The sequence below is a fragment of the Paenibacillus sp. y28 genome (assembly GCF_037137075.1).
In the GTDB taxonomy this organism is placed as follows: Bacteria; Bacillota; Bacilli; order Paenibacillales; family NBRC-103111; genus JBBBNV01.
In genome coordinates this window covers 139,964-160,437 of record NZ_JBBBNV010000002.1, presented here as the reverse complement: position 1 = coordinate 160,437, position 20,474 = coordinate 139,964, and the positions used below count along the sequence as shown (strand labels likewise).

The window sequence follows — 20,474 nt, the reverse complement described above, 5'->3', positions numbered from 1 at the left end:
GGAAGTATCTGTGCAGCGGAACCCCGGATGAAATAGAACCCCGGCACCGAATCAGAATGGCTATCTCTGACTTGGTGCCGGGGCTTTTATTTTGGGCTTGCTGAACGAATACAAGATATACAAGAAATCATGCATAATATGCTCTTTTCGCCATCCATTTGGGTTCAATCGGAACATTCTAAACTGTTCACTTTACTGCAGGTACAAGGTTTTTTAAAGAATTCCCGCACAAACCGTGCAGGTCATCAATTATTAAACCACGATTTCCCATAGTGGATTATCTCATGATTTCTACCGTTTATTCATTGTTCAGCAAGCCCTATTTATCGCGATGATCCTGTCACACGGGAAGGTTCTTTTATTTCATTCGGGTGCAGCTCAGTCCCGCGGATAATATTGCTTGTAGTATGCCCTTCGGTAAATTTCCTTGATTTGCTCCTTGCTTACTTCCTTCGGATTTCCGCCAGTACAAACATCCTTCATCGCCTGATCGGCCAGCCGGTCGATATCCTCCAGCCGGAAAGCCGTCTCTTCCAGCGCAGGGATGCCCACCTTGGCCGACAGCTCCTGTACGGCCCGCAGCGCGGCTTGAGCTGCTTCCTGTACCGATGCCGTTTCTCCGGGGTCCGTCCCAAGCGCTTTGGCAATATCCGCGAATTTGTGCGGGCAGGCGTCCAGATTAAAGTCCATCACGTAAGGGAGCAAAATGGCGTTGGCCACGCCGTGCGGCAAATCGTACTCGGAGCCGAGCTGATGGGCCATGCTGTGTACAATGCCGAGGCCGCTGTTAGAGAAGGACAGCCCGGCGACATACGAGCCCCATGCCATACCAGATCTCGCTTCCAGGTTCTGCCCATCGGCGACCGCATCCGGGAGCGAGGCCGCGATAAACTCAATCGCCTTCAGCGATAGCGCATCCGACAGCGCGAAGCTGCCTTTTGTAATATAAGATTCGATGGCATGCGTTAATGCGTCCATCCCGGTCGCTGCAGTCAGGGAGGCGGGCTTTTGAAGCATCAGCTCGGGATCATTAATTGCAATGGCCGCCAGCGAGTTCGGATCGACCATGACCATTTTGATTTTTCGATGCTCATCGGTAATGACATAATTGATGGTCACCTCCGAGGCGGTTCCAGCGGTCGTGTTGACAGCCATAATGGGCACCGATTTATACACGGATTTGCCGATACCTTCGTAATCCACAATGTTCCCGCCGTTTGTAAACAGCAGTCCAATTGCCTTGGCCGCGTCCTGGGGCGACCCGCCGCCCAGTGAAATAATAAAGTCGCACGCCTCTCGCTGAAAAGCCTCCAAGCCGTCATATACGTTGCGGGTTGTCGGATTCGGCTTCACATCATCGAAGACGGCATACGGGATGCCGCTCTCCTCCAGCACATCCGTTACCCGCTTGACCACACCAAGCTGATTCAGCACTTGATCCGTCACAAGCAGTGCCTTGGTTCCTCCCAGCTTGCGAATTTCCCCGCCGATTTGTTTGACACAACCGGGACCGATCAAATTAATAGAAGGCCAATAAATAGTCCGGACAGACAGCATTGCGCTCACTCCTTAGTCTATCAAAATGCCTGCCAATGGTTCCCTTTCATTGTAAAATAAATCCCTTGATCATTATGTGATTAAAATCACAATGTTACATCTAGCCATTGTATCAGGCAGGACCGAATCGAAGCTGCGCATTTCGGATAGCTCCTGCAAACGTTCATACCACCTGTCGTCCGGCATGATTTCTAATCCCCAAAAAACCGTCATGACTTTCTGTCGCATCCCCGGTATGAAAGCAGCTCTTTCACAGAAAAAGCCCTGCCTGCAGCAGGCAAGGCGAATCATTTATTCATCAGCTAGCACGCTCGCCGGAAAGCCCTCCTCCGGCTTTCGTTTCGTTAAACCCCGAAGCCCCGGTTAAGCATCCTTACGCAGGCTGCTGCGGAAGCAACGCGCCCACCATTAAAGTCAGCGACTGTCTGTAAACAGCATGGGCAGACTGAGCGTCCCCAATGTGACCGCCCATGTATAGATGAATCACTCCGTGAAGCGAGGCCCAGAATACATGCACGACCGCTTCCGTATCAAGCAGGCCTGCAAGCAGCCCCTCCTCTTGCGCCTTGGATACGACATTCAATACTTGCCGCATCGCAGTCACCGTACCGTTCATGCTCGCCTCGTCCGGTTTGAAGTCCGTAAAGGCGCCTCCGAACATGAGCTTATAGTAATTCGTGTAACGCTGTCCAAAATGCCAATGGCCTCCCCCAAATGCAACAAATGCTGCGCCGGAGCCGCCGCCTGGCTCCCTGCTCTATCCAGCTCATAAGCCAGCAGCCTGCAGCCGTGCAAATACAATTGCTGCGCCAGCCCCTCCTTGTTCACAAACAAGCTGTATATGATTTTGGTCGAGCAGTCCATTTGCTGCGCCACCCTGCGTACCGTTACAGCCTCCGGCCCCTCTTCCTGCAAAATCGCTGCTGCTGCTTCAACGACAAGATTGCGCAGGTTCTCCGTGTTCTGCAAGCGGGCTTCTTTGTAGGTTTTCGGCACATTTGTGTTCACACCGGCACCATGATCAGGGCTGGGAAACGGTTTGTCGCTCATTGCTCATCACCTGCGATTCTCTCGTTATTTTTCGGCAACAAAGTTTCCAATGATTTTTATCCAAATTTTAAACGGCTGCAGGTCCAGTGTCAATCTTGCGTAGCAGCAGGAAAAAACAGTTGACTATAACAAAAATCGCCAGGATACAATGACCCTATCCGGTAACAATGTTACCAATGAAGAACATCGGCGGGGAACCCCCCGCTAACCCGCGATCGAAGCGCCAGCGGAGGGAGCGCACATCGACAATCAGCTGGCCATCGCGCAGACATCCTCCACGATACCCGGCCCGCTGGACAAATCACTTCCGTTCCCGTCACGGCAAAAACAGCGCAGGCCGCCCAAGTCCTGAAGTGTATGCTCCAGCCATATCGTCTGTTCATGGCCGCCATCGCTCCAGCCGCCGGCGCGCTGCTGCAATCCCCCGGCGAATCCCCCGGCGCCCCGCCGCATGACGGCGTCCAGCTCACTTATCAGCAGCCGGGACGGGGCGGATAGCCCCAGCCGTTGCCAATTATCGGCCGCTGCCGGGGTCCTCCCCATGCCTGCCGCTGCATATGGCCGTTCCCCGGATTATAGCCGATCGGGTAGGCGCAGGCCGAATCATTCGCGTCGAAGCCTGGCGGCTGCTCCCGCTTGCAATCGGACGGCGGGCCGATCACGACCGTCTCCGTAATCGGCGCGAGCGCATCCTTCACCTTGGCTTCGTTCAGACAATATGTGTAGGCCAGCACGCTTGCCGGCGTCAGCCTCAACAAATCGGAGCCGCCAATAAATTCGGGAACCGGAGCGTCAAAAATAGCCAGCAAATGCGTGTTATCCATAGTCGCCATCTCATAGTGCCACCAGCCTTGCGGCACATTCGCGACCTGACCCGGCTGAATCGTAAAATGAAGCAGCTGCTTCGTAAACGGATTTACGATAGACACAATGGCCCCCCCGGAAATGCAGTACACCAGCTCGGATGCATTTTGGTGGAAATGGGGCTCCACCACATTGCCCTTGCTTAAGTAAATATCCAGCAGAGACACATTTCCAAGTGTGTTCAGCTGATGAATCGATAACGTATTTATATAATTTTGAGGGTCCTTTTTGAAAAACGTATTGCTGCTCAGATCATACGTAAACTGCACGGCTGGGGATGTGAAATCCATATAGGAAACGGCCATGAATTCCCGTACGCCTCCTTTTCCTTAGGCTCTGGACATATGCCATATCATATGTGCCTATATCCTTGCGGTGTGCCTGTTCGGAAAAAAGAAGCTTTCTTGACAGCCGATGGCCGCAAGAAAGCTTCTGTCCGCGAGCCTTAAGGAATGCTTAAGGAAGGGAGGCTTTATCGAATAAGATGCAGGCAAAACTCCAAATCCGACTGCAAATGCTCCTTCATCAGCTGCTCGGCGGTGTCCCCGTCATGGGCCCGGATCGCTTCGCAAATCCGCTGATGCTCGTCAATAAGGAACGGACGATTCGAATAAACGACCGTTTGCCGAAACAAATAAATGACCGACTGCATGCGGTCGAACAAATCAATCATCAGCGCGTTGTTGCTGGCGCCCATAATAATTTCGTGGAACTCCCGATTGGCTTCCATAATTTCTTCCCGGGTCCCGGTTCGTCCGATTTCCACACAGCGCTCCAGCCGCTGCAGCTCCTCTGCGGATAAATAAGCGGCCGCGCTCCGGGCGGCATGCCCCTCGAGCAGCTTTCGCAGCTCAAAGGTGTTGCGCAGGTCGGTCTGCGAAAGCCGCACCACCCGTTTATTGACGATAAGCCCCTCCTGCTCCAGCTTGCGGATGGACTCCCGGATCGGCGTACGGCTGACCCCGAGCTCGGCCGCAAGCTTCTCCTCCACCAGCTTCGTCCCCTGCGCAATGGTCCCATTCAAAATCATATCCCGCAGCGCTTCATAGCAATGCTGGTACGCCGAACGCGACTTGCTGCTGCTATCCTCCATCTCTCATTCACCTCTATCATCTACTTTAGCGAAAAGTTCCGGGAGACACAACGGGATTTTACCATTGGATCTGCATTTATGGATACGATAATTAAAAAAATGTATACAAAATATATTTATTTGTGTACAATAATGAATGAGTAACATGTTGGTAGCGTTTACAACAAGATTTTCCTATGGAGGGACCCCACGTGAACAAGAAAATCGGATTTATCGGGCTGGGCATCATGGGCCGGCCTATGTCAATGAACCTGTTGAAAGCCGGATACGCCCTGACCGTCTTCGATATTAATAGAGAGGCTGTCGACCTTCTCGCGGCGCAAGGCGCCCAGCCGGCAGCAACGCCGAAGGAAGTTGCGGAAAACAGCGATGTCATCATTACCATGCTGCCGAACTCAAGGCATGTGACGGAGGTCATTACCGGCGAGAACGGTATACTGAAGGGCGCGCGCCAAGGCAGTGTCATTATCGACATGAGCTCGATTACGCCCGTTGCTTCCAAAGAGCTTGCGGACAAAGCAGCCGAAGCAGGACTGTTCATGCTGGATGCGCCGGTTAGCGGCGGCGAGCCGAAAGCAATTGACGGCACCCTTGCGATTATGGTCGGCGGCAGCCAGAGTGTTTTTGAGCAGGTGCTGGATGTGCTTCAAACGGTCGGTCAGGATGTCACGCTGGTCGGGGACAACGGCTGCGGCACAACCGCCAAGCTGGCGAATCAGATTATCGTTAATTTGAACATTGCCGCGATGTCCGAGGCGCTCGTATTTGCCGCCAAAGCGGGCATCGACATCGACAAGATGTATCAGGCGATCCGCGGCGGATTGGCCGGAAGCGCAGTGCTGGACGCTAAGGTCCCTCTCATCCTGAAGCGAAATTTCGTCGCCGGCGGACGTATCGACATTAACCTGAAGGATATGACCAATGTCATGGAGACCGCTCATGATATCGGCGTGCCTTTGCCGCTCAGCAGCCAGCTGCTGGAAATTTTCCACGCGCTTAAAATTGACGGCAAAGCTGCGGACGACCACGGCGGCATCGTGCAATATTTCGAAAAGCTGGCCGGCGTTCAAGTCCAGGCAAAGTAAGGCCTTCTTGGCAGTTGACCGATTCCATGCCACTTCATATACCCGTCGGCCGCAAGCAGCGGCCCGTTCACCATCATGTAAACAGGCAGGTGCAGCAAAATGACTGAAGCCAAACCAAAGACGCTTGACGCTCTACGGGCAGCATTGCCTTCCGAATGGAACGATCAGGGGCTGCGTCAAGAAATCAAGCGAATGAACGACTCCCAGAGCCGTAAAATTATTGTGCTGGACGATGACCCGACCGGAGTCCAAACCGTACATGACATTCATGTGCTGACCCAGTGGGACAAAGAGCTGCTCCGGGAAGCGTTCGAGGCGCCCGAATCACTTTTCTATATACTGACCAATACCCGCGGTCTTGATGCCGAAGCGGCAGAGCGGATAAACCGTGAAATTGCGCGTCATGTGCATGAAACGGCTGCCGAGAGCGGACAAGCCTATACATTTGTGAGCCGCAGCGATTCCATGCTGCGCGGCTATTACCCGCTGGAGACCGATGTGCTGTCCGAAGAGATTGTCCGCCTGAGCGGTCACGGCTTTGACGGCCATCTCATTATTCCCGCCTTCTTCGAGGGCGGACGGGTAACGTACGGAAACACACATTTTATGCTTGAAGGAGAACAGCTAATCCCGGTAAATGAAACCGAGTTTGCCAAGGATAAAGTATTCGGCTACAAGCATGGCGATCTGACAGCCTGGGTTGAGGAGAAAACAAACGGCCGCCGCACAGCCGCCGAATGCCTCGTTATTTCGCTGGAGGATATCCGGCGCGGTCCGGACGCGGTAAAAGCAGTGCTGCTGCAGGCCCAAAACAATGTGCCGATCGTCGTCAACGCCCTTTCTTATGCTGACATGGACGTTTTGTCGCTTGCACTGCTGCAGGCCGAAGCGGAAGGAAAGTCGTTTATTTTCCGGACAGCGGCGTCCTTCGTGAAGTCGTATGCCGGCATTTCCGATCAGGATTTTTTGCCGAAAAACAAGCTCATTGCAAACGGCCAGGAAGGCCATGGCGGTATCGTGGTCGTCGGTTCATATGTGCAGAAAACGACACGTCAGCTGGAGCAGCTGCTTACCCATCCGGGACTCATCAGCCTGGAGATTCATGTCGAGCAGGTTCTTGACCCGGCAGGGTATAAGCAGGAGCTGGAACGGGTTATCGCGGAGGCCAACAAGCATATCGCCGTCGGAAGCAGCGTTGTCGTGTACAGCAGCCGCAAGCTGATTGCCGTCGATAACAAAGCGGACAATTTCAAAATCAGCCAGACCGTATCCCAGGCCCTCGTTGAAGTCGTTCAATCGCTGAAGGTGATGCCGAAGTTTATTATCGCCAAAGGCGGCATTACCTCCAGCGATGTGGCCACCAAGGGTCTGGGCATCCGCAAGGCTCTCGTTCTCGGCCAGGTAGCAGCCGGTATCCCGGTATGGCTGACCGGAAATGAGGCCAAATTCAGCGGCATCCCTTACATCGTTTTCCCCGGCAACGTGGGCGGAGAGCGGACGCTGCTTGAAACCGTACAAAAGATCGAAAGCTAAGGCTAACAAAGAAAAGAGTGAAACCATTCATGATTGGGAATACCAAAGCGATACTGACAGCAGCCCGGGAAGGGAATTACGCCGTAGCCGCCTTTAACGTATACAACCAGGAAACCGCCCGGGCCTCCGTACGTGCGGCCGAAGGCTTGGACCAGCCGGTCATTATCGCGCTGGGAGAGCGTTATTTTCCAACCGTTGATGTCGAAGGCTTTGCCGCTATGGTGAAGGTCCTTGCAGCCAAATCGTCCGTGCCGGTGGCGCTTCACCTCGACCACGCGTATGAAAAGGAATCCATTGAGCGCGCAATTGCCGCCGGATTCTCTTCGGTCATGTATGACGGCTCCAGGTATAACTTGGAGCAAAATGTTCATCATACGAAAGAAATCGTTGCCATGGCGCACGCGTCAGGCGTATCTGTCGAAGCCGAAATCGGATCGCTGGCCAGAGGCGCTTTCTCCGACGAGGAGGAAGGCGACGGTACGCTGACAAGCCCTTCCGATGCCAAGCAATTCGTCGCCGAAACAGGCGTTGATTTCCTCGCGGCCGCCATCGGCACCGTACATGGGATGTACAGCGGGGAGCCAAACATCAATCTTCCGCTGCTGGAGCAAATCCGTTCGGCGATCGATATCCCGCTCGTCCTGCACGGCGGATCGGGCACACCGGATGCCATCATTACCGAGACAATTAAGCGCGGCATTTGCAAAATCAATGTCAACACCGAAATTTCACTTGCCGCTACGGACTTTCTGAAGCAATTGGTGAATGTCAAGCCCGACGCTCATTTGTCCGTTATGATGGCGGAGCTGGAGAATGCAATTGTGCCAGCCATGAGCCGTTTTGTTGCACTGTTTGCGAACAGGGAGTAACCCTGTTCTCTTCCATAATTTGAGAAAGCGTTTACCTAAATCATTAGGAGGTTATTACCGATGTACTCCGTATTTGGACTGAGTCATGAAGCCAGTCTGCTGTTATATGCCGTTATTTCCATCCTTGGGTTAATCCTGCTAATCGCCAAGGTCAAGATGAATCCGTTCGTCGCGCTGATTATCGGCGCCGTATTCATGGGACTCATCGCGGGCATGCCGCTGAACAGCATCGTGAAGGCTTATCAGGAAGGAGTCGCCAGCGTACTCGGATTTATCGCCATTGTGCTTGGTCTCGGAACCATGCTCGGCAAGCTGATGGCCGAATCCGGAGGCGCCGAGCGTATCGCCAGAACCCTCGTTGGCGTGTTCGGCGAGAAAAATGTCCACTGGGCGATGATGATCGTAGCCGTTATTTGCGGGATTCCGGTATTCATTCAGGTCGGTATCGTGCTGCTGTTTCCGCTTGTATTCGTTATTGCCAAGCATACCGGAACCTCACTGGTTAAAATCGGGATTTCCCTCGTTGCAGGCCTTGCCGTTGTACACAGTCTGATTCCGCCTCATCCGGCGGCCATGCTGGCGGTCGGCATCTTCAACGCCAATATCGGGAAAACGATCTTTTTGGCCCTTATCGTAGCTGTGCCTGCCGCGGCTATCGCAGGCCCGCTCTACGGCACGTGGATTTCGAAGCGCATCAAGTCGGAAGCGTCCGGCGATCTGATGGCGCAGTTTACCGAAACGAAGGAAAGAGAGCTGCCGGGCTTCGGCATTACGCTCTTCACCATTTTGCTTCCGGTTATTTTGATGCTGCTGGCCACTGTCGTTGATTTGCTGCTGCCAGAGACGAACAGCTTCCGAATGGCTATCGATTTCATCGGCAGCCCGATTATCGCCCTGCTTATCGCGCTGCTGTTCTCGCTTTATTCCTTCGGCTACGCGCGCGGCTTCAGCAGCAAAGAGCTTCTGAAATTTACGAACGACTGCCTCGGTCCGGTCGCCTCCATCATTTTGCTGATTGGCGCAGGCGGCGGATTCAACAAAATTTTGACCGCCAGCGGAGTAGGTGAAGCAATCGCCGCCTTTGCCAAGGATGCCCACATGTCGCCGCTGGTGCTTGCATTCGTCATTGCCGGTCTCATCCGGGCAGCGGTCGGGTCCGCTACCGTGGCCATGACGACGGCGGCAGGCATCGTAGCGCCAATTGCGGCAACGATGCCGGGCGTCAGCCCCGAGCTGCTTGTGCTTGCGACAGGAGCCGGGTCTATCGTACTGTCCCATGTTAACGATTCCGGGTTCTGGATTGTAAAGGAGTACTTGAACCTGTCCGTACCGGAAACACTTAAAACCTGGACCGTCATGGAGACGATTCTCGGCTTCGCCTCGTTCGGTATCGTCATGCTGCTGAGTGTGTTTATTTAAGCAAACGCACTGAGATTTGAATCAGGCTATCCGCCCGCAGCAATCCGCGGCAGCAGTCCGCCCGGCTCGAAATCGGGCGCAGCCCGTAAAGATTCCAGGTTGACAACGCTATTTAAATGCCATATACTAGCCAATAACTTCACATCCAAATGTTATGAATAGAACCAGTAGAAGTGAAATGACCTTTCAGAGAGCCGTTGGTTGGTGCAAAACGGCAGTGTCGTTCAGTTCGAACTCCTCTATGAACAGCTGCCTGACATGTAGGGTAAGCCGGAATTCCACCGTTACAGGGATAGATGGTGATGGCCATCGAAGAAGATCATTTCACAGTGAAATGAATTAGAGTGGTACCGCGGGTTCAACCTCGTCTCTATACGTAGAGACGGGGTTTTTTTGTTGGCTAAAGACCGGGTTTAGCCAGCCCCGCTTCCTATATACAACATACAAATACAACATACAACGCCTAAGCCTTCATTCAAATCTGAGGAGGAATGTATACATGAGCCGCAAAATTATTGTGTTGGATACCACCTTGCGTGACGGGGAACAAGTCCCCGGCGCCAAATTAAATGTACAGCAAAAAATCGAGATCGCCCAGCAGCTGAAACGCCTGCAGGTCGATATTATTGAAGCCGGCTTTCCCGCCTCTTCCGCAGGCGATTTCCAGGCCGTGCAGGAGATCGTGCGCAGCGTCGGAGACACCGTCTCCATCACGGCGCTGGCGCGCGCGGTCAAGAGCGACATTGAAGCGGTCTACGAAAGCATCAAGCTGGCGCAAAATCCGCTCATCCATATCGTGCTGGGCACCTCCAACATTCATGTGGAGAAGAAGTTCAACCGCTCGAAGGAAGCCATTCTGCAGATGGGCGTAGACGCGGTCAAATTCGCCAAAACGCTGCTGCCTCACGTGCAGTATTCCACCGAAGATGCATCCCGCTCCGATTTCGAGTATTTGTGGAGCACGATCGAAGCGGTCGTAAAAGCCGGGGCCACCATGATTAACGTGCCGGATACTGTCGGCTACGCGGTCCCTGAGGAATTCGGCGATATGATTCGCCGCCTGAACGATCGCCTGAAGAACCTCGATGATCGCGTTGTCCTGAGTGTACACTGTCACAATGACCTCGGGCTTGCCACCGCCAACACCCTGTGCGCTGTCAGGAATGGCGCCGATAAAATCGAGTGTACGATGAACGGTCTTGGCGAACGGGCCGGCAACGCAGCGCTGGAGGAAGTCGTCATGGCTCTCAAGGTGCGGGAAAACGCCTACCAGTGCTATACAGGCATTCAAACGAGCGAGCTGCTCAGAACCTCCCGGCTGGTCAGCCACTTGACCGGACTCGATGTTCAGGTAAACAAGGCGATTACGGGCGACAACGCCTTTGCCCACTCCTCCGGCATCCATCAGGACGGTCTGCTGAAGGATAAGCAGGTGTACGAGGTGATGTCGCCGGAGGATGTCGGCGCGGATAGCATGGAGTTAATCCTGACCGCGCGCTCCGGCCGCCACGCGTTCAAGAATGCCGTAGAGAAAATGGGCTTCGACACCAGGGATGCGGAAGACTTCGAAAAGCTGTTCGGTCAGTTTCTCGCCTTGGCCGATGCCAAAAAAGAAGTATACGATCACGATGTGTTCTATCTGGTCACAAGCCACCGGACCATCGCTCCGAGCAGCACGCGGTTATACGAGCTCGCATCGTTCCAGGTCATCAGCAACGATCAGCATCCGACAGCGGCGGTAGAGCTCAGAATGGGTGCGGAGACCCTGAAGGGCAGCGCCGTTGGGGACGGTCCTATCGATGCGCTGTACAGTGTCATCAAGTCCCTGGCCGGACTGGATGTACAGCTCAAGGATTACAAAATCAACAGCCTGTCGCGGGGCAAGGAAGCCGTCGGGCGAGTCAATATCCGCTTGGAATATCAAGGCAAAACCTACTCAGGCCGTGCAATGGACACCGATATTATCAAAGCCAGCGCACATGCTTTCCTGAACGGCATTAACGCGGCCTTGCTGGATTCGGCACAGAACTGACAGCAGGCGGCAAAACGGGACTCCTTATTCAAGGAGTCCTGTTTGATTAGCAGCACACAAACGGACGAGATATGGTAGACCGGCCGCCGTCATGCAGCGAAACACCGCGCGCTGGGCGCTGCGCGCGGAGAAGCGGAGAAGCGGAGAAGCGGATGGTCGCTGACAGGAGAAACCAGGACCGCTAGCATAGAAATTGGATGAATATGGGCGTATAATGACATTTATACCAATCAAGTGAGGAAGACTGCTATTTTGTCTATTTTGCGCCTTTTATGGAAACCGAAAGCGATAATGCTATGGATGGTTTTGTTTCTCCTCGTGCTTACCGGCATGCGATTACTTTGGATGAGCTTCTTTGTCAATCCCGGGCATTATAAGGCGGTGAACGGCCAGATCGATTTACGCGAATGGGACGCGGCCTCAAGCCCCCCTATCACACTTGACGGCGATTGGGAATTTTACCCCCATACGTGGCTGATGGACGGCGGGGATTTGAAGCTTGCTCCCGAGCAAGGCAGAACGCTGCTTCCTGTCCCCGGCGGCTGGAATACGGCTATGCCGGAGTCCGGAAGCTCCTTCGGCTACGGGTCATACCGTCTGCGCATATTGACCAATCCCGATCGGCAGGATACGTTCGCCCTCTACGTTTCAAGTGTCCGCAGCTCGTCCGAGCTATATGTGAACGGCCGGCTGCTGGCCCAGTCAGGACGTCCCGCCGCCTCGGAGGAAGAAGCATTGCCGAGGAACTTTCCTTATTCCGCATCCTTCACATCCGATTCCAAGGGAATCATCGATCTTGTCCTTCAAGCCTCGAATTTTACGGACAGCCGCAATAGCGGTATTATCCGCTCCGTCAAGCTGGGGACGGAGCAGACCGTCCAGCGCGAAGCCCAGCTGTCCAATGCCATGCAGCAGATGATCGGCATGGCTCTGCTGATTCATGCTGTATACGCGTTAATCGTATTTGCTATCGGGAAGCGTGACAGCCGGTTAATCTTTTTTGCTTTGCTGACCTTCTCCTCCATCTTCGCTATTGCAGGCAATGGCGACAAGGTGCTCGAGAGCTGGCTGTCGCTTCCATACGTTTGGAGCTTCAAGCTTAAAGGCATTGCCATGCTTATTGGCGCGTACTCGCTGCTGCAGTGCCTCCGCCACCAGCTGCCCGCCTTCCTGCGAGACAGAGGCTTCGCCCTCTATTCGGCGGTCATTGCGGCATGCCTGCTTCTCACGCTGCTCATGCCGCTGGCGATCATCATGAACATCAGGCTGCTGTTTACGCTAATGGTCGGCTTCTCTTTAGTCGTTGCGATGGGAGTCATGATCCGGTTTACCCTGCAGCGGGTGGAGAACCATTTCTTCTGGCTCCTGGCCATCATCGCGTTCGCCCACAGCATGCTGTGGGAATTCATTCTTACCGGCACCGGCACGAAGGCCCTCTTTTATCCGTTTGATTTGATGGTGGCCATGATTGCCTTTGCCTCCGTCTGGTTCAAGAATTATTTCCGCGTCTTTGCGGAAACAGAGAAGCTGGCCGGCAAGCTGCAGCGGGCGGACAAGCTGAAGGACACGTTTCTGGCGAATACCTCTCACGAGCTGCGCAATCCGCTGCATGGCATACTGAACATTTCTCAAGCTGTGCTCGAAAGAGAGCAGGCTTCGCTAAAGGACAGAACCATCCGGGATTTGGAGATGGTGCTTACTATCGGACGCCGGATGTCGTTCATGCTGAATGATTTGCTGGACATGATGCGCCTGAAGGAAAGCGGCATTCAGCTGCAAACCGCCAGTCATTCCCTCAAGCGGATTGCCTCCGGTGTGATTGCGTCGCTGGAATTTATGACGGAAAGCAAGCCGGTCCAGTTGAACAATCATATTCCGTCCGGCTTTCCCCTTGTCCTTGCGGATGAAAACAGGCTCATTCAAATCTTATTTAATTTGCTGCACAATGCAGTGAAATTTACAAATCGAGGAGAAGTAACAATCCGTGCTGAGATCGACGACGGCAGGGCGCGCATCTTCATCACGGATACCGGTATTGGTATGGATGAAGAGACTCTGCAGCGGGTATTCGAGCCGTATGAGCAGGCCTATCCCGGCGGGGAAACCGCCAGCGGCGGCTTCGGCCTGGGACTGGGCATTTGCAAGCAGCTGATTGAGCTTCATGGCGGAACACTGGAGGGCCAATCTGCTCCGGGCCAAGGCTCTGAATTCCGTTTCAGCCTCCCGCTCGCCCCCGCGTCAAGCTGCAGTCAGGCCGATGAGACGGAGGAGGCGCTTGTCACCGGCGCCACGCAAGCCGCCGCCTCTACAGATATCGGGACCGTGCCCGCACCGGCGCCCAGACCGGTGCCTGAAGCCGATACAATCCGCATTTTGGCGGTAGACGATGACCCCGTTAATCTGAATGTGCTCTCTCATGTATTCTCGGTGGAGCCCCTGTATGAGATTGTCCGGGCCGGTAGTGCCAAAGAAGCATTATCCTTGCTGGAAGCCGGCGAATGGGATTTGGTCATTACGGACGTTATGATGCCGTATATGTCCGGCCTGGAATTAACACAGCGCATCAGGGAACGCTTTAAGGTCTACGAGCTTCCGATCCTGCTGCTGACCGCCCGCGTCCGCCCGGAGGATATTGAAGCCGGCTTTTTATCGGGGGCGAACGATTATGTAACCAAACCGGTGAATGCTATTGAGCTTCGGACCAGATCCAAAGCGTTAACGGGCTTTAAACGATCCGTCGAGGATCGGCTGAGCCTGGAAGCCGCCTGGCATCAAGCCCAGATTAAGCCGCATTTTATTTTTAACACCTTTAATGCTGTGGTGGCGCTCAGCAAATTCGACATGGATAGAACCCGGGCTCTGGTCGGACAGTTCTCCAGCTATTTGCGCGCCAGCTTCGACTTTCACAATTCAGACCGCGTCATCCCGCTTGAGCAGGAGCTGCATATGGTTCGCTCGTACCTGAGCATTGAGAAGGAACGCTTCGGCGAGCGTCTGACGGTCATGTGGGAAATGGATGAGGCGATTGATCTGAACATTCCCCCGCTGTCGATACAGCCGCTCGTAGAAAATGCCGTCATCCACGGCGCCTTGAAACGCATCGAGCACGGCAGCTTGCATATTCGAATTATCGATGAAGGACAGGCCGTCCGCATCAGTGTTGCCGACAACGGCCCCGGCATGAACGAGGAGAAGCTGCAGCGCATTCTGAGCGGCCGTCCGGACAAAAGCTTAGGCATCGGGCTGCGCAATACGAATTTGCGGTTGAAGCAGCTGTACGGCAAAGGACTGCGGATTGACAGCAAGCCCGCTCAGGGTACGCGGGTTTCGTTTTCCGTCCCCAAAGAAAACCGAACCCGCAAGCAATAACATCCCTCAGGTCTTCCCGGCCGGGAAGGTCTTGATCGGCTTGTATGAAGGCCTTCTTTCGGACAAGCCTGTGCAGGGTGAATGGACTTTCCGATGAATATATCATAGCAATTCATGAGAAATGTAAATGAGACCGGCATGCTACAATACTTAATGTCCATAACCGGGGAAGGCCGTTATACAGACTGTCGCTGCCGGAAGGATACTTTTACGATGAGGTGATGTAGGGATGGGGATTCAAGCAAGTAACATCTTTGTGAATTTGCCAGTCAAGGATTTGGATAAAGCCGTGGCATTCTTTACTGAAATCGGCTTCAGCTTCAATCCGCAGTTCACGAATGAAAATGCCACGTGTATGATCGTCAGCGACCATATTTTCGTCATGCTGCTGGTTGAGCCGTTTTTCAACTCCTTCACCAAAAAAGAAATCGCCGATACGAGCAAAACCGCCGAGGTAATTATGGCCCTATCTGCGGATAGCCGGACAGAGGTCGATGGGCTTGTCAACAAAGCGATCGCCGCCGGCGGACAAGCTGCCAGTGAGCCGATGGACCATGGCTTCATGTACAGCCGAAGCTTTCTTGACCTTGACGGCCACATGTGGGAATTCGTTTATATGGACCCCGCTTCAGTGCAGCAGCAGTAATAAGCCGTATCCGAGCCGCTTGAAGATGGCGACCGCCGTCCTGTATCGCCAGAGGTGGCGGAACCGGGGCTTATCACATAGCGCCAGAATGCAGCTTATCCCTTGCCCTGCGGGCCTTGTCTGGACCGAGCCGCTTCTTCGTGCAGTCTTGGATGAATAAGAACCCCCTTCGCCGGGAAGGGTAACTTTCAGGCTGGATCTTACCAATCTGATGTTCCTGAGAGGTGACCCTGAATTCATGAGCGAAAAAGACATGGAAGAAGGCCGAATCGGCTTTGATTCGTTCTCCGTTCTTACCGATCCGAAGCAGCGGAGTGTTGATCCGACCGGACCGTTAAGTGAAATCGTCGAGGCCGTTATGGAGAACCTTGAACATGCTTTTACTTCAGACGAGGATACAGCCAGGTCCGACTAACAGACGCGTATTGACGGCGTATGTTCCGGCGTTCGCAAGGTACGAACCAGCAGCTCCTTGGCTGTACAGCTTCATTCCTTTCCGCTGCAAGCAGAAGACCCCCGGGGATAGTGGATATTCCCGGGGGTCTTCTGTGTGGTCGTTCGACCGCCGTCATGCAGTGAAACACCGCGCGCTGGAGCTGCGCGTGGTACGGCTTGCAGTGCAAACGGGCTTGCAGTGCAAACGCACTGCTTAAGCGGGAATGCTGCGCCCTTCACAAGCTTAACTTGCCGATAATTCACTTCCAAATTAGTCCCGTCACTGCCCTTTCCCCACATATGCTCTATGTATACAACCTTTGTTAGATGGGTAGCAGAATCGCAGCACGGGCATGAAGTTTGTCTACAACCTTTTTCGGGTTCGGCACGTCTATAAGAACGGAGATACAAAGCTGTCTGTTAAACAAGAAAAAAGACCGCTCCCGGTGCGGGACGGTCTGATGAATGAAAGGTGTGAATGGCAAAAACTCAAGAGTAAAGGCATCCGCCGGCGGCAGACGTTAGGATTCGTTCTGCCCTTCGCTACTCATAAGCTCAAGCAGCGCGGCGGGAATGGAGAACTGCTCCTTGCTGATAATAATGCGTCTTAGTTCCTCGGCAGCATTCTCGGACTGAGCGCTCTTAATCGCGCTAATCTCCCGGTTCAGCCGTTCCATCTGATGGTCCAGCGCTGACGCGGAATCGGCAGCCGCCTTCAATTCCTGGAGCAAATGAGCCGGAATCTCCTGATTGTATTTGTAGAAGATTTTGTGCTCCAGGCTGGCCCAGAAGTCCATTGCGATCGTCCGGATTTGGACCTCGATGCATACAAGCTCCTGCCCGTCGGACATGTAGATTGGCACTTCAATCAATAAGTGCAGGCTTTGATAGCCGTTTGGCTTCGGGCTCTTGATGTAGTCCTTCACTTCCAGGATTTTCAAATCGTGCTGGCGGCTCAGCATATCGTAAATCCGGTAAATATCGGAGATAAAGGAACACGTAATCCGCAGGCCCGCAATGTCTTTAATGTTGTGCTTGATGCTGGGCAAGGAAATGTCGCAGCCTTTGCGGAACAGCTTTTTCATAATACTTTCCGGGGATTTAATTCTGGATTTGGTATGCTCAATCGGATTGTAATCGTGTAATAGATGAAACTCCTCTTTCAGAATTTCGATTTTGGTCTCCATCTCATCAAGCGCGAACTTGTAAACCATCATAAAGCGGGTAATTTTATTTTTGAGGTCCTTTAACTGCTCCATCTGATATTGTGTCATCATCCCGTATTCTCCCTTGTACCTTCTTTTCATACGCACACGTTAACCATACCATTTTTTGAGTAAAATCTAAACCTCGGGACTGCTTGCCAGCCTGCAAAACCGTTTGTCCATCACAGGTTTACAGCGCTTTCCCGGCGCATGGTAACATGAATTGTCCTGATGCAGCACGAGAACAGCCGGATTTCTTACTTTGGAGGTTATTCCATGAAAACGATGATAAAACGCTTCGCCCTCATTAGCACGGTCGTTGGCTTATGCCTGACTGTTCCTGTATCCGCAACCGCGCCCGAAGGACTGGAGACGGAGGCGAACGCCCCTTCAAGCTCCTCCATGCCGTTTCAGATTCCTTATAATAACTTCTGCTCCAACTCCGAGAGCGGGGACTTTGATTTTGAAATTGTGAACACGTCCGATCAGCCGGTGACGTTCACATTATATTTTTACAATGTGAACGGTGCGAGCATTACAGCGCCGGGATTGCCTGGATCGGCAGATAGCGCGCAGACCAATATTGTGCCGGGCACGAAAAAAACGCTCGCTGCTCATGCAGCCGCCCTCTACTATGCGGATTCCACCAGCTCTACCGGCTACTGCACAACGGGAAGACCGTTCTCGGGGGAAATTGTGGTGAATTCCGGTGAAGCCGTGTTCATGGCGCGAGGCTCGCTGTATTCCGCTCGAAGAAATACCAACTTCTCCGCGAATATTTTGCAGGAAATTACCGTGAACAACGGGCAGCCCTTCAAGCTTATCGCCACGGAGCCGACTTTGGCCTCCAAATAAAAGCAACCCGCAGCAGCCCTGCCGGTCCTTGCTCAAGGAATCGGTCAGGGCTGTTTTTTCACTCTCGTTCTCGTCATCTCAGCTTTATTACGGAACTCTTTATCGCCGTCCCGCACTGCAAATGCCTTGGGAAATTTTCCATTCAGCTTCCATAGCTGCTTCGCCTCCCTATTTGGCAACACATAGGTTGTATCTCCCCGCAAAATATGAGAAAATCGTTTTATCCCCATATTTTCCATTTATATCAATTTATTTATTGTAAACGCTTACTTACGGGGTGATGCTTTATTTCCATTGAGAGGAGGCGATCATTGCTGCCGCTCCTTTTCGTTCCGTTCTACAGGTCGCTTCCCCGCCGCTGTTAAACAATGGCATCCAGCGACAATCACGCTCCTGCACCCAGAAGAACCGGGATTCAGAAGGACCCGGAAAGCAGCGGCGCTAGCCGGCAGTCTGGCTTTCATTCAGCCTGTCAGTCAGCAGAACCATCCGTAGGGGATGCAAACCAAGGAGGGATTATGATGTATACGTGTTGGCTCCGTACAAGGCTGCTCGTCTTTTGTGCCGCCGCGGTAATTCTGCTTTACGCCTGCTTCCCGCAATCCGCGTCGGCCGCCTCTGTCTTCTCCGATGATTTCAATGACGGCAATGCAAACGGCTGGACTGTCACTCACGGCACTTGGGACGTAGTGACTGACGGCACCCCGGTTTACCGCCAGACAAGCTCCGTCGAGGGACGAACGTACGCGGGCACCTCGTCATGGAAGGATTATACCGTCCAGTCGCGGATCAAAATGGACACCTTCAATGCCGGCAACCGCGTGCTGCTGGCGGCCCGGTACCAGGACGGCAACAATTACTATGCCGCCTCCTTATACAACAATAACGGCGGAACGCTTGAGCTTCGCAAAAAAGTGGGCGGCACCTCCACGACACTGGTCAGCAAGTCGTATGCTTTAACAACCGGAACGTGGTATACGGTTAAGCTTGAGGTGGAGGGCACCGCCCTGAACATGTACGTCAACGGTGTGCTTCAGCTATCTGCAACCGACAGCAGCATCGCCACCGGCGCTATCGGGCTGCTCACACACTCGGGTGCCGTAGCCAAATTTGACGATGTCGCGGTGAATGACTTCTCCGCCATCAATACCGATTCCCTGTTTAGCGGCTACCGCGATTTCAGCGATTTCGTCACCGGCAGCCTGACGACGGATACCGCCTACGCGTCCAATATCGTCAGCTGGCAAATGCCGCACGGCGGCTTCTTCAAAAGCATGGAAACGAAGTACAGCAGCGCCTGGAACGGGACGGATGCCCGCTCGGATTGGAAAAGCTCCTCCGGGGTCGAGCTTGGCACGTTCGACAACGAGGCCACTGTGAAGGAAATCCGTTTCCTGGCGGATATGTACAAAAAAACAGGCAATGCCGCCTTCAAAACAAGCGTGCGCAAGGCAGTTGATTTCATCCTCAATTCGCAGTACAGCTCCGGCGGCTGGCCGCAGGTATATCCGCAGCGCGGGAATTATTCCGACTATGTGACCTTTAACGATGACGCCATGGTGCGGGTGATGGTCCTCATTGATGATATGATTAACCAGCGGTATGCCTTCGACGGCGACATTCTGACCAGTACTTACCGGACCAATCTGACCACAGCCCTGAACAAAGGCGTTCAATACATGTTGAATGCCCAAATCGTGATGAGCGGGAAACGGACGGTCTGGTGCGCCCAGCACGATCCCGTCACCTTTGCCGCCCTGGGCGCTCGCGCCTACGAGCTGCCGTCCAAGTCCGGCAGTGAATCAGTAGGCATTACCGCCTTCCTGATGTCCAGGCCCCAAACGCCGGAAATCCGGGCAGCCGCCAAAAGCGCGCTCACCTGGTTCGACACCGTCCGGGTGGACGGAACGCGGTATGTGAGAAGCGGACCGGACTTTTTCGTATCCGATCCGGCCAGCGTGATGTGGTACCGATTCTACAATTTGGACAACAACAACCACTTCTTCTCCGATCGGGACGGCTTGAAGTACTACAACATTATGGATATCAGCGAGGAGCGGAGGCTTGGCTATTCCTGGGCAGGCGCCTATGCCAAAAACTTGCTCACTCTGGCCTCGGGCAGCGGTTACTATTCCTTAACCAAGCCTCTTCCTTAAAAACAACGCCTCGCGCGGAAAGCTCCGCATAAATAAGCCCAGTCCGGCTGGTACATACAGCTGCCCGCAGGACTGGGCCCAGCTTCTTCATCGGCGGCATGTGGTTGACGACCGTCATGCGACGCCACACTGCGCGCCGGGAGCTTCGCGCGGTAGCGGCAGGCGGGGCATGAAGCTCTTGCTCTTGCTCTTGCTCTTGTTCTTGCCCTTGCCCTTGTTCTTGTTCTTGTTCTTGTTCTTGTTCTTGCCCTTGCTCTTGCTCTTGCTCTTGCTCTTGCTCTTGCTCTTGTTCTTGCTCTTGCTCGT

Annotated in this window: 17 protein-coding genes and 1 other annotated feature; of the genes, 10 read left to right on the top strand and 7 right to left on the bottom strand. The window is 53.6% G+C overall.

Annotated elements, in window-relative coordinates:
* Positions 1-378 precede the first annotated feature (378 nt).
* The 6 genes from WBG83_RS03875 to WBG83_RS03850 all read right to left on the bottom strand — a co-directional run bounded on the left by WBG83_RS03875 (position 379) and on the right by WBG83_RS03850 (position 4,564).
* Positions 379-1,554: an iron-containing alcohol dehydrogenase gene (locus tag WBG83_RS03875; protein ID WP_442955788.1), complete on the bottom strand. Its 1,176-nt coding sequence runs from the start codon at positions 1,552-1,554 to the stop codon at positions 379-381.
* A 376-nt stretch (positions 1,555-1,930) separates the two neighbouring features.
* Positions 1,931-2,218 carry a TetR-like C-terminal domain-containing protein gene (locus tag WBG83_RS03870; protein WP_336742863.1) on the bottom strand — a complete coding sequence of 96 codons (288 nt, stop codon included), beginning with the start codon at positions 2,216-2,218 and terminating at the stop codon, positions 1,931-1,933.
* Positions 2,170-2,607 (bottom strand): TetR/AcrR family transcriptional regulator, encoded by a 438-nt coding sequence (locus tag WBG83_RS03865; RefSeq protein WP_336742861.1) that lies wholly within the window; start codon positions 2,605-2,607, stop codon positions 2,170-2,172. The genes WBG83_RS03870 and WBG83_RS03865 overlap by 49 nt, the downstream gene beginning before the upstream one ends.
* A 249-nt stretch (positions 2,608-2,856) precedes the next feature.
* Entirely contained in the window at positions 2,857-3,060 is a 204-nt protein-coding gene (locus WBG83_RS03860; RefSeq protein ID WP_336742860.1) for a hypothetical protein, read from the bottom strand.
* 20 nt (positions 3,061-3,080) lie between these two features.
* Complete coding sequence (locus WBG83_RS03855) at positions 3,081-3,776, bottom strand: cupin domain-containing protein (protein ID WP_336742858.1); 696 nt, start codon at positions 3,774-3,776, stop codon at positions 3,081-3,083.
* Between the two features lie 167 nt (positions 3,777-3,943).
* On the bottom strand, positions 3,944-4,564 hold the full coding sequence (locus WBG83_RS03850) for a GntR family transcriptional regulator (RefSeq protein WP_336742856.1): 621 nt from the start codon (positions 4,562-4,564) through the stop codon (positions 3,944-3,946).
* Between the two features lie 191 nt (positions 4,565-4,755).
* Between WBG83_RS03850 and garR the strand changes: the two genes are divergently transcribed.
* The 8 genes from garR to WBG83_RS03810 all read left to right on the top strand — a co-directional run bounded on the left by garR (position 4,756) and on the right by WBG83_RS03810 (position 15,932).
* On the top strand, positions 4,756-5,649 hold the full coding sequence (gene garR, locus WBG83_RS03845) for a 2-hydroxy-3-oxopropionate reductase (RefSeq protein WP_336742854.1): 894 nt from the start codon (positions 4,756-4,758) through the stop codon (positions 5,647-5,649).
* 99 nt (positions 5,650-5,748) lie between these two features.
* Positions 5,749-7,182: a four-carbon acid sugar kinase family protein gene (locus WBG83_RS03840; protein ID WP_336742852.1), complete on the top strand. Its 1,434-nt coding sequence runs from the start codon at positions 5,749-5,751 to the stop codon at positions 7,180-7,182.
* Between the two features lie 29 nt (positions 7,183-7,211).
* The gene (locus tag WBG83_RS03835; protein WP_336742850.1) at positions 7,212-8,051 is read left to right on the top strand and encodes a class II fructose-bisphosphate aldolase; all 840 of its coding nucleotides are present in this window, start codon (positions 7,212-7,214) and stop codon (positions 8,049-8,051) included.
* A gap of 60 nt (positions 8,052-8,111) precedes the next feature.
* Positions 8,112-9,470: a GntT/GntP/DsdX family permease gene (locus WBG83_RS03830; protein WP_336742848.1), complete on the top strand. Its 1,359-nt coding sequence runs from the start codon at positions 8,112-8,114 to the stop codon at positions 9,468-9,470.
* Between the two features lie 145 nt (positions 9,471-9,615).
* Positions 9,616-9,845, top strand: a binding site (T-box leader).
* 124 nt (positions 9,846-9,969) lie between these two features.
* Positions 9,970-11,502 carry a 2-isopropylmalate synthase gene (locus WBG83_RS03825; RefSeq protein WP_336742846.1) on the top strand — a complete coding sequence of 511 codons (1,533 nt, stop codon included), beginning with the start codon at positions 9,970-9,972 and terminating at the stop codon, positions 11,500-11,502.
* A gap of 291 nt (positions 11,503-11,793) precedes the next feature.
* A complete protein-coding gene (locus tag WBG83_RS03820; RefSeq protein WP_336742843.1) occupies positions 11,794-14,871 on the top strand; it encodes a hybrid sensor histidine kinase/response regulator in 3,078 nt (1,025 codons plus the stop codon).
* Positions 14,872-15,100: 229 nt separating this feature from the next.
* The gene (locus WBG83_RS03815) at positions 15,101-15,517 is read left to right on the top strand and encodes a VOC family protein (RefSeq protein WP_336742841.1); all 417 of its coding nucleotides are present in this window, start codon (positions 15,101-15,103) and stop codon (positions 15,515-15,517) included.
* A 238-nt stretch (positions 15,518-15,755) separates the two neighbouring features.
* A complete protein-coding gene (locus WBG83_RS03810; RefSeq protein ID WP_336742839.1) occupies positions 15,756-15,932 on the top strand; it encodes a hypothetical protein in 177 nt (58 codons plus the stop codon).
* Positions 15,933-16,473: 541 nt separating this feature from the next.
* Here WBG83_RS03810 and WBG83_RS03805 read toward each other — a convergent pair.
* Positions 16,474-17,229 (bottom strand): GTP pyrophosphokinase, encoded by a 756-nt coding sequence (locus tag WBG83_RS03805; RefSeq protein ID WP_442955783.1) that lies wholly within the window; start codon positions 17,227-17,229, stop codon positions 16,474-16,476.
* A 204-nt stretch (positions 17,230-17,433) separates the two neighbouring features.
* Here WBG83_RS03805 and WBG83_RS03800 point away from each other — a divergent pair, with 204 nt between their 5' ends.
* Together WBG83_RS03800 and pelA are read left to right on the top strand one after the other, a co-directional pair.
* Positions 17,434-18,012: a hypothetical protein gene (locus WBG83_RS03800; protein ID WP_336742838.1), complete on the top strand. Its 579-nt coding sequence runs from the start codon at positions 17,434-17,436 to the stop codon at positions 18,010-18,012.
* 518 nt (positions 18,013-18,530) lie between these two features.
* Positions 18,531-20,168 (top strand): pectate lyase, encoded by a 1,638-nt coding sequence (pelA, locus tag WBG83_RS03795; RefSeq protein WP_336742836.1) that lies wholly within the window; start codon positions 18,531-18,533, stop codon positions 20,166-20,168.
* Positions 20,169-20,474 lie beyond the last annotated feature (306 nt).